14 protein-coding genes are annotated in these 16554 nt (G+C 39.2%); 5 read left to right on the forward strand and 9 right to left on the reverse strand.

Annotated features, from left to right (window positions below):
• Nucleotides 1-102 precede the first annotated feature (102 nt).
• The 3 genes from N6A79_RS14780 to N6A79_RS14790 are packed head-to-tail and all read left to right on the forward strand — an operon-like array spanning nt 103 to nt 3590.
• On the forward strand, nt 103-1515 hold the full coding sequence (locus N6A79_RS14780; RefSeq protein WP_262080852.1) for an aspartate aminotransferase family protein: 1413 nt from the start codon (nt 103-105) through the stop codon (nt 1513-1515).
• A 51-nt stretch (nt 1516-1566) separates the two neighbouring features.
• Nucleotides 1567-2697 (forward strand): GNAT family N-acetyltransferase, encoded by a 1131-nt coding sequence (locus N6A79_RS14785; protein WP_263499904.1) that lies wholly within the window; start codon nt 1567-1569, stop codon nt 2695-2697.
• Nucleotides 2694-3590 (forward strand): hypothetical protein, encoded by an 897-nt coding sequence (locus tag N6A79_RS14790; protein ID WP_263499905.1) that lies wholly within the window; start codon nt 2694-2696, stop codon nt 3588-3590. The genes N6A79_RS14785 and N6A79_RS14790 overlap by 4 nt, the downstream gene beginning before the upstream one ends.
• 5 nt (nt 3591-3595) lie before the next feature.
• Here the strand turns inward: N6A79_RS14790 and N6A79_RS14795 are convergent, their stop codons facing one another.
• On the reverse strand, nt 3596-4717 hold the full coding sequence (locus N6A79_RS14795) for an alginate O-acetyltransferase AlgX-related protein (protein WP_263499906.1): 1122 nt from the start codon (nt 4715-4717) through the stop codon (nt 3596-3598).
• 18 nt (nt 4718-4735) lie between these two features.
• The gene (locus N6A79_RS14800; RefSeq protein WP_268547672.1) at nt 4736-6118 is read right to left on the reverse strand and encodes an MBOAT family O-acyltransferase; all 1383 of its coding nucleotides are present in this window, start codon (nt 6116-6118) and stop codon (nt 4736-4738) included.
• A gap of 207 nt (nt 6119-6325) precedes the next feature.
• Between N6A79_RS14800 and N6A79_RS14805 the strand changes: the two genes are divergently transcribed.
• Complete coding sequence (locus tag N6A79_RS14805; RefSeq protein WP_263499908.1) at nt 6326-7300, forward strand: ABC transporter substrate-binding protein; 975 nt, start codon at nt 6326-6328, stop codon at nt 7298-7300.
• 165 nt (nt 7301-7465) lie between these two features.
• A complete protein-coding gene (locus N6A79_RS14810) occupies nt 7466-8113 on the forward strand; it encodes a hypothetical protein (RefSeq protein WP_263499909.1) in 648 nt (215 codons plus the stop codon).
• Between the two features lie 316 nt (nt 8114-8429).
• On the opposite strand, the gene N6A79_RS14815 is transcribed toward N6A79_RS14810, so the two are convergent.
• From N6A79_RS14815 to N6A79_RS14845, 7 genes are all read right to left on the reverse strand, one after another.
• Entirely contained in the window at nt 8430-8963 is a 534-nt protein-coding gene (locus tag N6A79_RS14815) for a hypothetical protein (protein ID WP_263499910.1), read from the reverse strand.
• Between the two features lie 267 nt (nt 8964-9230).
• Nucleotides 9231-9935, reverse strand: coding sequence for a peptide-methionine (S)-S-oxide reductase MsrA (gene msrA / locus N6A79_RS14820; RefSeq protein ID WP_442784293.1), 705 nt, complete (start codon nt 9933-9935; stop codon nt 9231-9233).
• Nucleotides 9936-10094: 159 nt separating this feature from the next.
• Entirely contained in the window at nt 10095-11990 is a 1896-nt protein-coding gene (locus N6A79_RS14825) for a cytochrome c biogenesis protein DipZ (RefSeq protein WP_263499911.1), read from the reverse strand.
• A 103-nt stretch (nt 11991-12093) separates the two neighbouring features.
• On the reverse strand, nt 12094-12591 hold the full coding sequence (gene msrB, locus N6A79_RS14830; RefSeq protein ID WP_263499912.1) for a peptide-methionine (R)-S-oxide reductase MsrB: 498 nt from the start codon (nt 12589-12591) through the stop codon (nt 12094-12096).
• A 478-nt stretch (nt 12592-13069) separates the two neighbouring features.
• On the reverse strand, nt 13070-14455 hold the full coding sequence (locus N6A79_RS14835) for an amino acid permease (RefSeq protein WP_263499913.1): 1386 nt from the start codon (nt 14453-14455) through the stop codon (nt 13070-13072).
• A 512-nt stretch (nt 14456-14967) separates the two neighbouring features.
• The gene (locus N6A79_RS14840; protein ID WP_263499914.1) at nt 14968-15804 is read right to left on the reverse strand and encodes an anti-sigma factor family protein; all 837 of its coding nucleotides are present in this window, start codon (nt 15802-15804) and stop codon (nt 14968-14970) included.
• Nucleotides 15801-16343: an RNA polymerase sigma factor gene (locus tag N6A79_RS14845; RefSeq protein WP_263499915.1), complete on the reverse strand. Its 543-nt coding sequence runs from the start codon at nt 16341-16343 to the stop codon at nt 15801-15803. Before N6A79_RS14845 ends, N6A79_RS14840 begins: the two co-directional genes overlap by 4 nt.
• Nucleotides 16344-16554 lie beyond the last annotated feature (211 nt).

Genomic DNA, 16554 nt, shown 5'->3' on the forward strand with positions numbered 1-16554 from the left:
TATACAATTGTTACCTTGTTACCAAATCGCTACATAAAGCCTACAGCCACGAACAAAAGCCTTTGCTAATTCTGCATTACTTAAAAGTTTGGAGCAATTGCAATGGCAATATTTCACGGATATAAAGACGGCGAAGCAAACGAAATTGAAAATAATTTACTTCAAGATGAAGCAAAATATTGTTCGTTTGGCGATACGGTTCATTACGTCAATCCACCAAAAATCTTCGCCGGCTGCGAAGGGTCTTATATGTACGACCTTAAGGGCATTCCTTATCTTGATTTGCAAATGTGGTATTCTGCGGTCAATTTTGGTTATGCCAATCCACGCCTCAATGAAGTGCTAAAACAACAAATTGATACTTTACCACAAACTGCTAGTCAATATTTGCATCCAACCAAAATTGAGCTTGCAAAAACCATCGCTGTAGACATGAAAAACAAATTCGGTCTTGATGGCCGCGTGCATTTCAATGTTGGTGGTTCGCAATCAATTGAAGATTCATTAAAAATCGTACGCAATGCAAAAAATGGCAAAAGCTTAATGTTCGCCTTTGAAGGTGGCTATCACGGCCGCACGCTTGGTGCTTCATCCATCACATCAAGCTACCGCTATCGTCGTCGTTATGGCCATTTTGGCGAACGCGCAATGTTCTTGCCTTTTCCATACCCATTTCGCCGCCCCCGCGGAATGAGCGTTGAAGAATATGGCGAACATTGCGTGAATGAATTTGCCCGTCTTTTTGAAACAGAATATAATGGCGTTTGGGATCCTAAGGCAAGCGAGGCTGAATATGCTGCCTTTTATATCGAGCCCTTACAAGGTACTGGCGGTTACGTCGTGCCACCGCGCAACTTCTTCAAAGGCATCAAGAAAGTTCTTGATCAATATGGCATTTTAATGGTTGTTGATGAAATCCAGATGGGCTTTTATCGCACTGGTAAATTATGGTCAATTGAGCATTTCGGCGTCACCCCTGACGTGCTTGTATTTGCCAAAGCCTTGACCAATGGACTTAATCCGCTTGGTGGCCTTTGGGCGCGGGAAGAATTGATCAATCCTAAAGTGTTCCCTCCAGGTTCAACCCATTCAACCTTTGCATCTAATCCGCTTGGCACTGCGCTTGGCTTGGAAGTAATGCGCATGACCGCCGAAACCGATTTTGAAGGCATGGTTATGGAAAAGGGTGCGCATTTCCTTGAAGGTTTACAAGATTTGCAAAAACGTCATCCTGAAATTGGCGATGTTGATGGTCTTGGTCTTGCTCTTCGTTGCGAAATTTGTAACGAAGATGGCTTTACACCTAACCGTGAATTGCTTGACCGGATGGTTGACATTGGCCTTTCAGGTGATCTTGAATATGAAGGTCAAAAAACCGGTCTTGTCTTGGATGTTGGTGGTTATTACAAGAACGTTATCACCCTTGCACCATCTTTGATGATTAGCAAAGCGGAAATTGATAAGGCCATTGCCTTGCTTGACCAATTATTGAAGCGGGCAAAAGCCAGCATGTAATTTCGTGCGTCGCAATCCCTAGTGATAGGGTGAGAAAAAGAGGTTGTTCAAGTGACTAAGCACAAGGAAATAGGCACGGATAAAGTTATTTATTCGCGCAATAATCTTGAGCCTAGTCATTTGTCTAGCCTCTTTTTTGCTTATTTGCCAAAAGACTTTATAAGCATTGATTTAAATTCTGGTTTGCCTTGCTTTGGCGCTAAGTTTGATCTTTTAACCACGTTGGAAAGCGATGCACGAAAGCGTATGGAAAGCCTGCCGTTTTTTAAAATATGGTCGCGGCTTTTAAAATTTAACACGCTTTTTGTCGGCACCACGGTAAGTGAATTTACACCCTTACCTGAAAATTTTGATTTTGACAGCTCAGCTCAAGAATTAATAACCAAAGCAAAGACCAATTATCCTTTGGTCATTGTTAAAGATTTGCCACTGCAAAATCCTTTGGTATGCCTTAGTGATAGTGATGCAAGTTGCAATTTTTTAAACGCCTTAGAGCGTTGCGGCTTTATCAAGGTTGAGGGGCAGGCGCTTGCCTATGTAAAAATGGATTTTACCTCAATTGATGAATATTTGAACCGTTTTTCAAAAAATCGCCGCAAAGATTTTCGCCGTAAACTTCGTCACCGTGATGAATTGATTATTGATGTGCTTGAAGCAGGAAACTCGTTGTTTTTTGATGAAAAAGCACTTGATCAATATTATAGCCTTTATTTACAGGTCTATCAGCAAAGTGAAGTGCATTTTGACCTATTAAGCCGTGATTTTTTTGCCAATTTATTGCAAAATCCTGATCCCTCTTTGCGCGTTTTTACTTATAAAACCAAGGATAATCAGCTTATCGGCTATAATATTTGTTTTATCCATGACAATAAGCTGATTGATAAATATATCGGTTTTGAGTATCCAGCTGCGACCAATTATAATTTGTATTTTTTAAGCTGGTTTATCAATCTTGAATATGCGTTCGCCCATCGCTTAGAATTTTATGTTGCCGGCTGGACAGATCCTAAAGTAAAAGCTTCGCTTGGGGCAAAATTTGCCATGACCCAACATGCAGTTTACATCCGCAATCCAGTTTTGCGACGGATTTTAAAGCATTTTCGCCATCACTTTGAAAGTGATAGTATGGCTATAGCGCCAAAAGAAAATAACGCTGCCACATCGGTGGAGAATAATCTATGAAGCCAATTATTCTCGATTTTGATCACAGCGTTAAATCCTTAGAGGATGAAATAAGATTACCGCTTAGCGATTATCAAAAAACTATTCGCTTTGCCGCATCGATGCGCAATTATAAAAAGCTTGGGGCTTATCTTGAAGACCAATTGGGCGACCATCAAGGCCCAGTATTTTTAGGCAGTGGTGACTATCATCATATTAGCCATTTGCTCATTGCACGCCAAGCCAAATTATTGGGTGATAAACGCCTTACCGTGGTTATTTTGGACAACCATCCAGATAATATGCGTTACCCTTTTGGCATTCATTGCGGCTCGTGGGTAAGCTATACGGCTGCACTGCCATTTGTTGACCATGTCCATGTGCTTGGCATAACCTCAAATGATATTGGTTTAAGCCATGCAGTTGAAAACCGCTTAAGTCCGCTTATCCGCGGCAAGCTTACCTATTGGTCAACTGGTGTTGATGTTGGCTGGGCAAAATATCTCGGCTTAAAAAATTGCTTCATGAGTTTTAAGAATATTGATGATCTGGTGTCAGCCTTTATCAGCGCGCAAATATGCCAAAATCAGTCAATTTATCTGTCCATTGACAAGGACGTTTTATCTAAAGCAACTATTAAAACCAATTGGGACCAAGGGCAGATGGAAATGCGTCATTTGCAGGATTTGGTTGTTGCTTTAAGTCCCTGTATCCGCGCTTGTGATATTACGGGGGAAGTATCTGATTATCAGTATAAAACCCTTGGCAAACGTTTGATGAGCAAGCTTGACGGACAAAATCCTGTGCCGATCAATGAGCTTGATAGCTGGCAAGAAGAACATCGTATTTTCAATCAAATGCTGCTTGGACTTTTTGCCCGCTTTTGCCCTATATTATCAAGTCTTTCGCGATAATAACCTTATATACCACGCTCAACAAGTACAATTAAAGCAAATCGTGGTTTTTTCTTAGCATTTGCTAATCTTTTTGCAATCTCATCAGGAGAATTTTTTTGAATATGCATCATTTCAATATGGCTTATCGCACCAGCTAAAAAAGGTTGTATTGCACCGGTAAAAGAATCTCCCACGATCCATAAATCCACCTGATTGGCAGCGTCAGGATTAATTATAATATTATTATCTGTTGTTGCAATAGTACCTAAATCGAATTGAGTTTCGCTACCATCTTCTTTTTTAAGCTTGGCGTTAGGCGTTGGCGACTTATATTTTATAATGTAATTATCGTCATCAATAAGTGGAATGGTGGTAAGGTTAGCAATCGATACAATATCGCCGGCAAAAGATTTTGCCAATTCAATCTTGTAGGGAGGTGGTGGGTTCAAATTCCATTTTTGCAATAGCTTTAATGCAACAAGTTCACCTGCTTTAAAATTCCAATGGGTGTCGGTACGATAATACAACAAGCCTGCTTGCTTATAATTAATTAAATCCTGCGTTGGATCATAAACATCAACACCATCATTTTGCATTTGTGTGATAATTGGTGTTATATAACGCTTGGGTGAAGGTTTAAGTATTGATGGTAAATTTTCTGGATATATACTTTGTTTATCAGGCCCAACCAGAAATATTGTTTTTATCCCATGTTTTTTAAAAACATTTGCATAAGCTTCAAGCCTTTCAACACTTTTTAAGGCATCTTCTTTGGTAAAATGTTTGCTTCCAGTAAATTTATCAATGGTGTTTTCAAAATTATTGCCTAAATACAACCAATTTTCGTGCCCCTTAAAAGCCTTTTGCGGATCGATATTATCATTAAAAACAAGAGTAATATTTCTATTTATCCCTATAAGATTAGAGCGGGCTGGAAAATTATCTGAAACGAATTTATCTATATCTGCAAAATACCCCTTGATTGAACGAGAACTTGCATTTTTAATTTTTAAAGGAAATGTTGCAGCTTCGCGTCTTTCGTCAATAAGCAACTCACCTGCCGGCTTTAAAAAAAGCAATAGTGGGATAGTAAATATTGCTAATAGGAAAAGACAGGAAATTATGTTTTTAATAGTATTTTTCATCTGTTTTCCTTCCTTGGTTTAAAAATTAAAATAAATAAATGGATTGCGTGAATTGGTTAATTGCATGGACAACGATATGACAAATAAAGCTGCCTGTACAAGATAAATGCTAAAACCAAAGGCGGTTGGCTTATGTGAAGTTGGCTGCGGAATGAACCGATCAGGAATAAGCACAGTAATAATACCAGCAAGAGTTAAAAGACTGGCAATTTTATAATAGGTGAGGTTTACTTCCATACCTTGGAAACTAAACATATGCCCAATATAGGCCATAGCCGAACTTAAATCATTCGATCTAAAAAATACCCAACCAATCAATACAATGATGATTGTGTAAAAGCGCATAACAAAAATTGGCAAACGATCGATTAAAGCTGCGATTGGCTTTAATCGTTCAAACACCAAAAACGCCCCATGCCATAAGCCCCAAATGACAAAGGTCATATTGGCCCCATGCCATAAGCCGCAAAGGAAGAATACAATAATCATGTTACGATAAGTACCCCATTCACCAGAACGGCTGCCGCCAAGGGGAATATAAACATAATCACGGAACCAACTTGAAAGTGATATATGCCAACGACGCCAAAATTCTTTAATCGAGGCAGAGGAATAAGGGCGTTTAAAGTTTTCTTCAAAACGGAAACCCATCATGGCTGCAAGACCAATTGCCATATCCGAATAGCCAGAAAAATCGAAATAAATCTGGATTGCATAGGCAATAATACCAATCCAAGCATCTATCATGCCAATCCCGCTAATAGAATTGGCAAAAGCTGCGTCAGCAAGGTGAGCCGCTGAATTGGCAATCAATATTTTTTTGTTAAGACCAACCAAAAAGCGATAGACACCAAAATTGAATAATTCGCGGCTTGGGCCTCGTTGGTCTATGTCATCTTGCACTTGCGCAAAGCGCACAATTGGTCCGGCAACAAGATGGGGAAACATGCAAAAATATGTTAAAAAATCAAGGGCGTTTCTGGCGGGCTTTATTTGTCCACGATATATATCGATAATATAACTTAAAGCATGGAAGGTAAAAAAACTGATGCCAAGTGGCATAGCATGATGAGAAACTGAAACATTGGGCAATATTAACGACATTGCCCAAACAAAATATTTATAATAAAAAAGAATACCAAGATTAATAAAAACCAAGGTTAGAAGATGAATTTTTTTATGTTTGGAGTTTGCAATATTATTACCTCCAATATAATTTAAAATAGCAAGTCCAAGCAGTAAGAAAACATTATAAGCTTCGCCCCAGATATAAAACAGTAAGCTAATAGCCAATAAAAAACTATTACGTAAATAAATGTTCTTAAACGAGCGCGCAAGCGTGTCTAAAAACAGCGCAAGGGGGAATAGCAAAAAAATAAATGAAAGAGATGAGAAAACCATAAGCCCGCCATTAAATATATCGTTATCCCGCGATATCACGAACTTATACAAAGATCAATTAAAACACGGTCCTTTAATTCATGTTTCATCTTGTGGGGAGAGCGCTATTTTATTTGGTAAAATAATTGCCTTTGTTTATAATTTCATGCATAAAAGTAGCAACAAAACCGTAAATCGCGTTAATCCCACAAAAAAAGGGAATGAATTATGAAAAAAATACTGGTTGCTGCAGTGGCGGCTTTATCCTTTGCATTGCTAAGCCTAACGAGTTTATCGGCAAGCGCTACCGATAAGGTACAAGTTGATATTACTCAAATTGTTGCTCACCCAGCCCTTGATGCTGTGCGCAAAGGCGTTGAAGATTATCTTGAACAGCAAGGCTATAAAAAGGGTGAAAATTTAACCATTAACTTCCAATCGGCACAGGGTAATATTCCAACCGCGACGCAAATTGCCCGTCAGTTTGTAGGTGAAGAACCCAATGTGATTGTCGCCATTGCGACCCCATCAGCACAAACCATGGCAGCAACCACCAAAGAAATTCCAATTGTATTTTCTGCCGTATCTGATCCAGTGGAAGCCAAATTGGTTGCTAGCCTTGAAAAGCCCGGCGCAAATGTAACAGGCGTATCAGATCGCTCACCAGTTGATGAGCATATCAAGCTATTGAAAGAAATCTTTCCAGATTTAAAAAATATTGGCTATCTTTACAATGCCGGTGAAGCTAATTCTGTTTCTAATTTGAAATTGTTAGAAGAAGTAGCAAAGGCTAATAATATTAATGTCATCCCATCATCTGCATCAAAAGCATCAGATGTGCAAGCTGCAACCCGTTCACTGCTTGGCAAGGTTGACGTTATTTATGTACCAACTGATAATATGATCATTTCAGTTCTTGAAGGGGTATCTGTGGTTGCTCTTGAAAGTCAAACACCACTATTTACAGCCGATGCAAGTTCGATTGGACGCGGACCATTTGCTGCACAAGGTATTAATTATTATGATGCTGGGCTTGAAACTGGTAAGTTGGTTGAGCGTATCTTAAAAGGTGAAAAGCCAGCTGATATTGCGGTTACGACGCCGCCCGCCAAAGATATTTCAATTGATTTAAAAGCCGCTGAAAAATTAGGTGTAACTGTTCCGCAGGCTGTTATTGATCGTGCTGCCAAAGTTATTCGTTAATTGCTTTAAAGAGAAGTGCACTGCACTTCCCTTTTTGCATTAATCAACTGCAAAGAGCAGTGCTTAAACCCTGCACTACTCTTAAAATCGGGCCCAATAACTGAAAATGCATAATAATATATTTATGAGTGGTTTTGATAATTAGTTTCAAAAGCAAGGTTTAAAATGCTTAAACTTTATAAAACTTTGTCTATTTCTCTATTGTTGATTTTTAGTTTTTTTGGCTATGCCCAATCATCTTTTGGGCAAAATTTTGATGCAGCGCAAAACGAATATTTAAAAACTACCTATGGTTATGAAATTGCTGCATTGAACCAGTTTTATCAAAAAAGAGATGAGATATTTCTAAATTGCAAGAAAAACAATGATCATTGTATAGAAATGGCAGTGCTTAATTTTTATATGAATATTGAGGAAAAAAGAGACATATTCTTATTATCAACACAGGCTTATTTTAAAACAACCAGAGATACGAAACTGAGCGATTTTGCTGTTAGCTTTAATTTTCTATGTCAAAATAATAATGGCGCACGAGAAAAAAGCTTAGAAATCGTCATTGGAAACGAAATATTCAATTATTCAATAGGGGAGGGGTTTGAATTCATCATAAACAACCAACATTTTAAGTTTTTTAAAAATCAAAATAAATTTGTTAATGAAAATAATGATGATATCAATAAAATATTGACGGTTTTTTCTGCCAAAAAAGATGCTTCCTTGCAAATAATATCTAGAAATACTTATCAGGGGTTACTCATAGCTGATAAACTTAATTTTCCATATGATATTGTTCAAAAAACTTGCGTTTATTGAGTGATGTTAAGTTTTTACAATAAATGACGATTTATTCCATGTAAGCATTTTCATCGCTATCTTGCGCCTTGGCTTGCATGGTGCAAGATAATAGAACCGAGCATATTAAAAACTTAAAAAAGTGTTTTTCATACATAAAGACAAATCCAAAAGTAAAATTTCATCTTGCTAGACTTTTTACTTAATAATTGTCATTTTGATGGCAATAAGTTCCAAGATTATTTTTAAAACTTTGAGCAATCCTTGGCGAATATAATGCAGAGCACAAAAATTATAGAGCGCATTACTGCCCTCAACTTGGTTAATATATGAAAAACTAATTTATGTCGACATTAATATCTTTAAACTGTGGGTAAAGTGTTTTTAATAATTCTAATTGCTCGTGACCTTTAGCATTAACGAAATAGCGCTTACTATCAATCATAAGGGCGACGGTGGGAAGCTCGGATTTTTTTTTATTGCCATCACGCATTTCGACCTCGCTGGACATGGGAATGATCGCATATTTTTCACCATTGCTCAGTTGCCGATAATCAACGTCATTAGGATTAAATTGAAGCTTTACGGACATAATATTTTTATAACTTTCAGTATTCATATTGATTAATATTTCCTTGATCGCATCAATATCAATATCAAGTTCGTTGGCCATTTGCTCATATATTGCAGGCGGGGTTAAACTAATTAATTTTTTAAAATCTTTTGATTGAAAATTGCTTATGAGGTTTGATATTTCTTTTTGCAATTGGGCTTTTTCACTTTCATTCCAATCGCTACCAGTTGCTTGTTGAGCATAGGTTGGTAAAGTAAAAAGAAAGATAAATACCAATATAGAAAATATTTTTTCCACAATTACTCCAACATATCATCAAATATAAATAATATTTATCAAATTAATATCATATTATACGGTAAACTCCATTATTTAAATTAAATATTTTTGCATTTGATATTAAAATTTAAATTTACCATATTAATATAAACGTTTTAGGGTTGGTGATAGAAGCAAGCACCGACCCTAAATTATAAAATTTAACTTAATGTCATTTTTAAAAGCTGCTTGTTAAGCCTTATCAGCTTTTTTTGGGAATGTTTACACCATTAATAGATATCTAGCTTAAATACCTGTTTGTGCGACGAGACGGGGGCTTGTACTATAATATTGAGCAAATAATTGCTTCAAATTTTCGATCTTTGGTAAATCATTATAAAGGATATAGGGTTGGGTTGGATTATTGGTTAAATAATCTTGATGATAGGCTTCTGCAGGATAAAAAGACTTGTCCATTTCAATTTTGGTAACAATAGCACTTTTATAAACACGGGCTGCGTTAAGCTGACCGATATAGGCCTTAGCGATTTTTGCTTGTTCTGCAGTTTGCGGAAAAATAGCCGATCTGTATTGTGTGCCACGATCTGGCCCTTGCCGGTTGAGTAGGGTTGGGTCATGGGCAACCGAAAAATAGATTTGCAAAATTTCACCATAGCTGATTTGTGCAGGGTCAAATGTAACTTTAACCGCTTCAGCGTGGCCAGTTGTGCCACTCGTCACAGCACCATAATTAGCTGTTTCGCTAGCGCCGCCCGCATAGCCGGAAACTGCGCTTATCACACCTTTAGTATGTTGGAAAACGCCTTGTACGCCCCAAAAACAACCACCAGCCAACACGATGACTTGCGGCGCTTTGGCTTGGCTTTGGTCAAGCTTTGGCGGTGGAATGGCAATGCCTTCTTGGGCACTTACCGGCATGAATGTTGCAAAGCCAATCAAGCCTAGCAATGAAGTCATAAGCACTAAAAAAGCTTTTATCCTTAATGTCATGTTTGCCTCCGTCAGCATATTTTTTAAAAAAGTGTGAAGCGGTTTTTCTCATCCAAAATATGCTTTTAAAACCTATATTTTAGATAAAATCTGTGCATTATTTTGTTGTAAATATGCGGCAAATTGTAAGTTTACCGCATATTTACGCAGGGGTTTTTATTAGCCAAAGGTAAAGGCATAGGCCTCAATGCCCGGTTGCATGAATTCAATTTCAAAGAGATGATCTTCATCACCTGCGCCTTCTTTTTGGCGGATAAGTTGATAAAGTCTTTGTTCTTTGACAACGCCTTCGCCATTTTCATTAACATCGCTACCATGGGCATTTTCTGGCGCTTTACCGTCGATTTTTACCTTAAAAGCAATGGTTTTACCTTGTTCTTTAGGACCAAGCACAAGGTGTAAATCACGGGCATGGAACCGAAAAACAATGCTGCCTTTTTCACTGTTTAAAGTGGCATTTTCTTTGCCAATCGTCCAATTGCCGTTTAAGCCCCATTCATTAAGGCGTGGATCGCCATCGCTATAATCTTTAGGCGCATTTTCGACCATGCCATCAGGGGAAACAAAATTTTCCGCCCGCTCAAAACCAATATAGGTTTCGGGCGAAAGTACATTGGCTAGGTCAGGTGCGGCTTCTTCGCCGGTTGCCTTTACATCAACAACATTTTTGTCAATATTTGTGTGTCCAGCTTCAGCTAATAGGCTTTGAATAACGCGCTCGGATTGTTCATAATCGCCTTCACCAAAATGATGGTGGCGAATTTGCCCCTTAGCATCAATGAAATAATGGGCAGGCCAATATTGATTTTTATAAGCGCGCCAAATGGCATAGCTATTATCAACCGCCACCGGATAAGTGACATTTAATTTTTGCGCAGCGTTTTTGACGTTATTGACATCACGCTCAAAAGCAAATTCAGGGGAGTGAACGCCAATAACAACTAAACCCTGATCCTTATATTTTTCTGCCCAAGCACGAACATAGGGAATGGTTCGCAAGCAATTAATGCAAGAATAGGTCCAAAAATCCATCAATACCACTTTGCCTTTAAGGCTAGCAAGGTCAAGCGGCGGTGAATTTAGCCACTCGGTAGCGCCGGTAAAATCGGGGGCTGCGCCTTCAATCGGTAATTGCGGCGTGGCACTTTGCTCACGATTGCCACTCATCATCATGGAATTATTGCCGGCCATCATTGCATTGCTGCCCGACATTGCATTGTTACCAGCATTATCTACTGCGCCATTTGCGCTCATCATTGCCGGATTTGCCGCCATCATGGCATTGCTAGCACCATCATTATTGGGCGCATTATTATCGGGGGTTTTATTATTGTTGGCAAAACGTGACATCAAATTTTGCTCAAGCGCATTGGTGCTAGCGGTTGACACTTGGGTTAAATAGCCAGTATCAAGGCCGCTAGCAATTGCTCCCACGGCCAATAATACCACAATGCCAAGGCCGCGCCGCGCCCAATCGGTAACGCCAAATGAACGTTTTAATAAGCTAACCAAACGGCCACCCACTAATAAAATAACTGCAAGCGATGTAATTGCCCCTAAAGCATAGGCAAGCAGCAAAATAGACGTATTGGCATTGGGGCCATTAATCGCCGCACCGGTAAGGATAAGCCCAAGTATAGGGCCCGCACAAGGCGCCCATAAAAGCCCAGTTGCCACACCCAAAAGCGCGGAGCCCCAAATATTACCTTTTTTTGCATTATTGTCTACATCATTGGAAAGGCGGTTGCCAAGCGCCACAAAGGGCGCGGCAAATTTAGTTGCAAGGCTTGGAAAAAGCAGCGTTATCGCAAAAAGGGCTAACAGGATGAGTGCAAATAAACGCCCATATTGATTGGCTGCAACTACCCAGCCACCCGCAACTGCCGCGAGTGATGCAACAATTGCAAAGCTTATTGCCATGCCAAGTAACATTGGCAAGCCAGAGCGCATGAAAGGCTGACCGGTGCGCGTAAATACGAAGGGCAAAACCGGCAATATGCATGGGCTGATGACGGTTAAAACGCCGCCAAGATAGGCAATTACAAATATCAGCATATTTATCTCAATTCTATAAGTTAAAACAGTTATGATTGCATCCCTGTTTATGTCGCGTGTAGGCTTTCAACAAAATTGCAAAACCAATCGCGTATTAATTAGATCATATTGCTTTAAAGGTCATAGCATCGCCATTCATGCAATAGCGCAAACCGGTCGGCTTTGGCCCATCATTAAAAACATGGCCTAAATGGCCACCACATTGCGCGCAATGTACTTCAACGCGCACCATGCCATAAGATGTGTCTTGTGTTTCACCAACCGCATTTTTAAGTGGCGCCCAAAAGCTTGGCCAACCAGTACCACTATCAAATTTGGTGCTTGACGCAAAAAGATCACTTGCACATCCTGCACAAGCAAAAGTGCCACGGCGGTGCTCGTCATTTAATGGGCTAGAATAAGGACGCTCAGTGCCGTGTTGCCGTAATATTTGATATTGGCGATCATTAAGACGTTTTTTCCACTCATCATCACTCAATGACACGGGGAAGGCGGCGGCACCTTGTGATGCCGCATTGGCCGAACGATTTACTTGCCATGCAAGACCAAGTGTCCCTGCACCAATAGCCCCGCTTAATAAAAAACCACGTCGGTTGATCATAGACTTTTCCTTTTAATAGGGCTTTTCCTAAATGTTTAGGATTGCCTATAATTAATTTGGCTGTTTCATATGATAGTAAGACTATTGACGCACGGTTTTATTCCCCATTAAAAAAATTTAATGGTCATTGGCGTTATTTTGGCAATTGATGGTATTTTAAAAATAAAAAGTGAGCTTTAATAAATATTTTGGATACAATTAGACCCGCAGAAACAATTTTTTAAAATTTGAAGCGGAGAATTTTAGATATTATTTGCTTATCGCTGAAGCGAGAAGCGAAGGGTGAGGGTAGCTTTTTGATAAAATTATCAGCATATTTTGTGATTGAGTTTAATTTTAAATACTGGTTTGAGGCCCACTTTATAGAAAGTGGTTAAATTATAAAGCGGCACGTTTTAAAGTGATACCTTAAAATTTTAAATAAAATCCCGATCTGACAATTTCAGATCGGGATTTTTTATTTTTTAAAAGCTATCCATTAATCTTCTTTTTTAAGGACAAAACGTCCATCCTTATCAAGATATTTAATTGCCAAATAGCAAATGGTAAGCCAAGCAAGCCAGATAAGACCGACCCAAAGCGCAGCCCTAGTACTTTCCACCACGCCTAATAAGACAATGATAAATACCATGAATAAGATGGCGACAACTGGACCAATTGGCCAGAAAGGAATTGGATATTTAAGCGCAGCAGCTTCTTCCTTGGTCATTTTCATACGCATGAAGAATTGTGATAAAAGGATCATTAACCAGACAAAAACCGTTGCAAAAGTTGCCATAGCCGCAATTAAAAAGAACAAATCATCATGGAAGAAATAATTAAGAACAACACCGGCAATTAACACAATAAACATCACGCCAATTGATAGTACTGGCACACCATTTGGTGCAACATGGCGCAAATGTTTTAGCGCGTGGCCTTCTTCGGCAAGGCCATGCATCATACGACCTGCTCCATAAAGATCGCTATTAATCGCTGAAATTGCAGCAGTTACCACAACAATATTCAATATATTAGCTGCATAGCTTACGCCTAGGCTTTCAAAAATTAATGTAAATGGACTGCCGCCTAAACCAATTTGATCCCAAGGATAAATTGACATTAATACGGCCAAAGTCATAACATAGAAAAGCAAAATGCGAAATGGAATAGCATTAATGGCTTTTGGAATATTCTTATCAGCATCTTGTGCTTCTGCTGCGGTAAGGCCAATAATTTCAATTCCACCAAAAGCAAAAACCACAACGCTAAATGCTGCTAAAAAGCCAAACCAACCATTTGGAAACCAACCGCCATGAGACCAAAGATTATGAATACCTGTTGGTTGTCCACTTGTGGTTGAAAAACCAAAAAGAATAATTGCAATACCACCAATAATCATTGCAACAATAGCTGCAACTTTAATAAATGAAAGCCAAAACTCTAGCTCACCAAATAATTTAACTGAGGTAAGATTTAAACCGCAAATAATCAAAGTGACGCCAAGTGTCCAAAGCCAAGGTGACACATCAGGGTACCAAAAAGCCATATAGGTAGCAAAAGCGGTAATATCAGCAAGGCATACAAGCGCCATTTCAAAAATATAAGTCCAACCGGTAACAAAGCCTGCCCAAGGGGAAATATAATTGGCTGCATAGCGGCCAAAAGAACCAGGTTGCGGTTTGCGCATAACCATTTCGCCAAGGGCGCGCATAACCATAAAAGCAATAAGACCTGAAATAATATAAGCAAATAAAACACTAGGGCCGGCAAGGTTAATGGCTTTTGCCGATCCGTAAAACAACCCCGTACCAATTGCCGAGCCTAGGGCAATGAAAAGTATGTGGCGCCGTGACAGGCCTTTTTTTAAACCATGATCGCTCATCTCGTCCTCCTCCTTGATAAATCAATAAACATGAATGGGAAATGAGCCGTGTGACTCAAGACTTCCGCATATCTTGCCGCCTTTGCCCTTAGCTTTTTAATCAAATTTATTTAAAACGCTAGTGCGCTTGTGTATTTATCCGTTGACGGTTTGACGCAGTCTTTAAACCCTAGTCATTATTGATACAAGATCAACAAAATAATGAAACAATCCCTCAATCAAGTTGAACATGTCTTATAACAAGGATTACAGTTTGTTACGCCTTATCAAGATATATATTCAGTCTCCCTTGCGTTTAATGTATATACATAATTAAAAAGGCGCAAGTTTTTTACGATTTCGTTTTAAAATAAATTTAAAAGCAATAATGCGCGCTTCAAAAATTGTGGCAAAAATGAGAATAATTTTTTAAAATCAATGACTAATCATAGCTTGCCTAATGTGGAAAACTTAAAAAGGGCGATAGCGTCTCGCTATAGGCCTATATAAATATTGCTAAGAATAAGGTTAAATTAAATATTTTGACGAATTTGTCGGCGCACCTCATTAGCCAAGGGGTGCAATATTTGCGGATTTAATTCACTAACCACGCTATAACCAAGCCCTGCATCAGCCCACATGAAGCCATGAATATTATCCATGCTAACTGCCTCCATATTGCCAACTTTTTCGCGCGGCATCGGCCGGGTTAAAATGGCTAAGCGATTACCATTTTTATTGCTATACATAAACAAAACCGCAGCACCTTGCACAGTTGGCACCATTTGCCCACCAATAAAATCATAACCAGTGCCAGTTAAATCGGGAATATTAAAAGGATGGCCGGTTGTATTGCTAACAAGGCTGATAAGCTCTTGCTTTTGTGCTGCATTTATGGTGCCAAAAGTGGTTTTTTCGGGGGCAAAAATATTATAGCTCACGGCGGCCATGCGGCTTAAATTTGGAAGATCACTTTTATTGGCCATCTCCATACCACGCATGGTCCAACCAGAAAGAGAGCCTATAGCAATAAAAAATGTTGCCGCCGCAATTTTAGACCAATATCCGCTCCAATCGGGTAATTTCCACCAAGTGGATTTTATTTTTTTTACGCCTTTATGATTATACTTTGCTCTTTCTTCAATAAGCGTGCGCAAATTAAGAGCGCATGGGATTGGCTCATCAATAATTGGGGCAAGGGCTTGGCGCAGCGCTGCCGCTTCTTGGCAAAAATGGGCAATATTATCAGCCATGTCGCTGTGTTTAGCCAAATAGTCAGTAACTTCGGCTTGCCGCACGCTATCAAGGCGGTTGTCAATAAAGGCTTGCAGATCATCTTCAGTGATTGGAGTTGTGGGGCGATCTGTCATTTTATTCTCCGCAAATGGCTGTTCGCATCATCTTTTATGCTGTTTTGAAGAGTGCTTTTGGGAGCGGTTAATATTTTATGCAATTGAATGCGCGCCCGTGATAAGCGCGACATTACCGTGCCAAGTGGAATTTGCTGCATTTGCGCCACTTCACTATAAGAAAAGCCTTCAACCGCCACTAATAATAAAAGTGTTTTATGTTCAGCGGTTAGTTGGTCAATCGCTGCCATAACATCCTTATAATAAAGATCATTTTCTTGGGCTGCCGCATAACTTGCACTATTTGCTTCATCTAATTCGATTAGATGGGGCTGGTTTTGCACGCGCTGTAACCGCGTGATGGCAAGATTATGCAAAATAGTAAATAACCAAGCGCGTGCACTTTTATCACTTTGGCGTTGGTGCCAGCGGTCTATTGCGCGTTCAAGACAATCTTGCACCAAATCATCTGCGCTTTCCTTATTACGCATTAAAGCGCGGGCATATCGGCGCATCGCGGGAATATGCGGTTCGATTATGCCTATCATGTCTTCATTCATTACTGCAGCCTTACTATAATGCCCCAACGATGATCATCATATCGAATGCATTGATTTAATTAGCCTCGTTAAAGGGTTAGACATTTTTTTGGTAATTTTATTCCCTAAGGCGGTATTTTTTGTAAATTATTGTTGTATTGAAAATGTGGAATGTATTTTTTAAAATAGCCTATATATAGTATTAAATATCCTAAATATTTGTATTGAATGA

The sequence above is a fragment of the Bartonella sp. HY761 genome, assembly GCF_026743145.1.
Taxonomy (GTDB): Bacteria; Pseudomonadota; Alphaproteobacteria; order Rhizobiales; family Rhizobiaceae; genus HY038.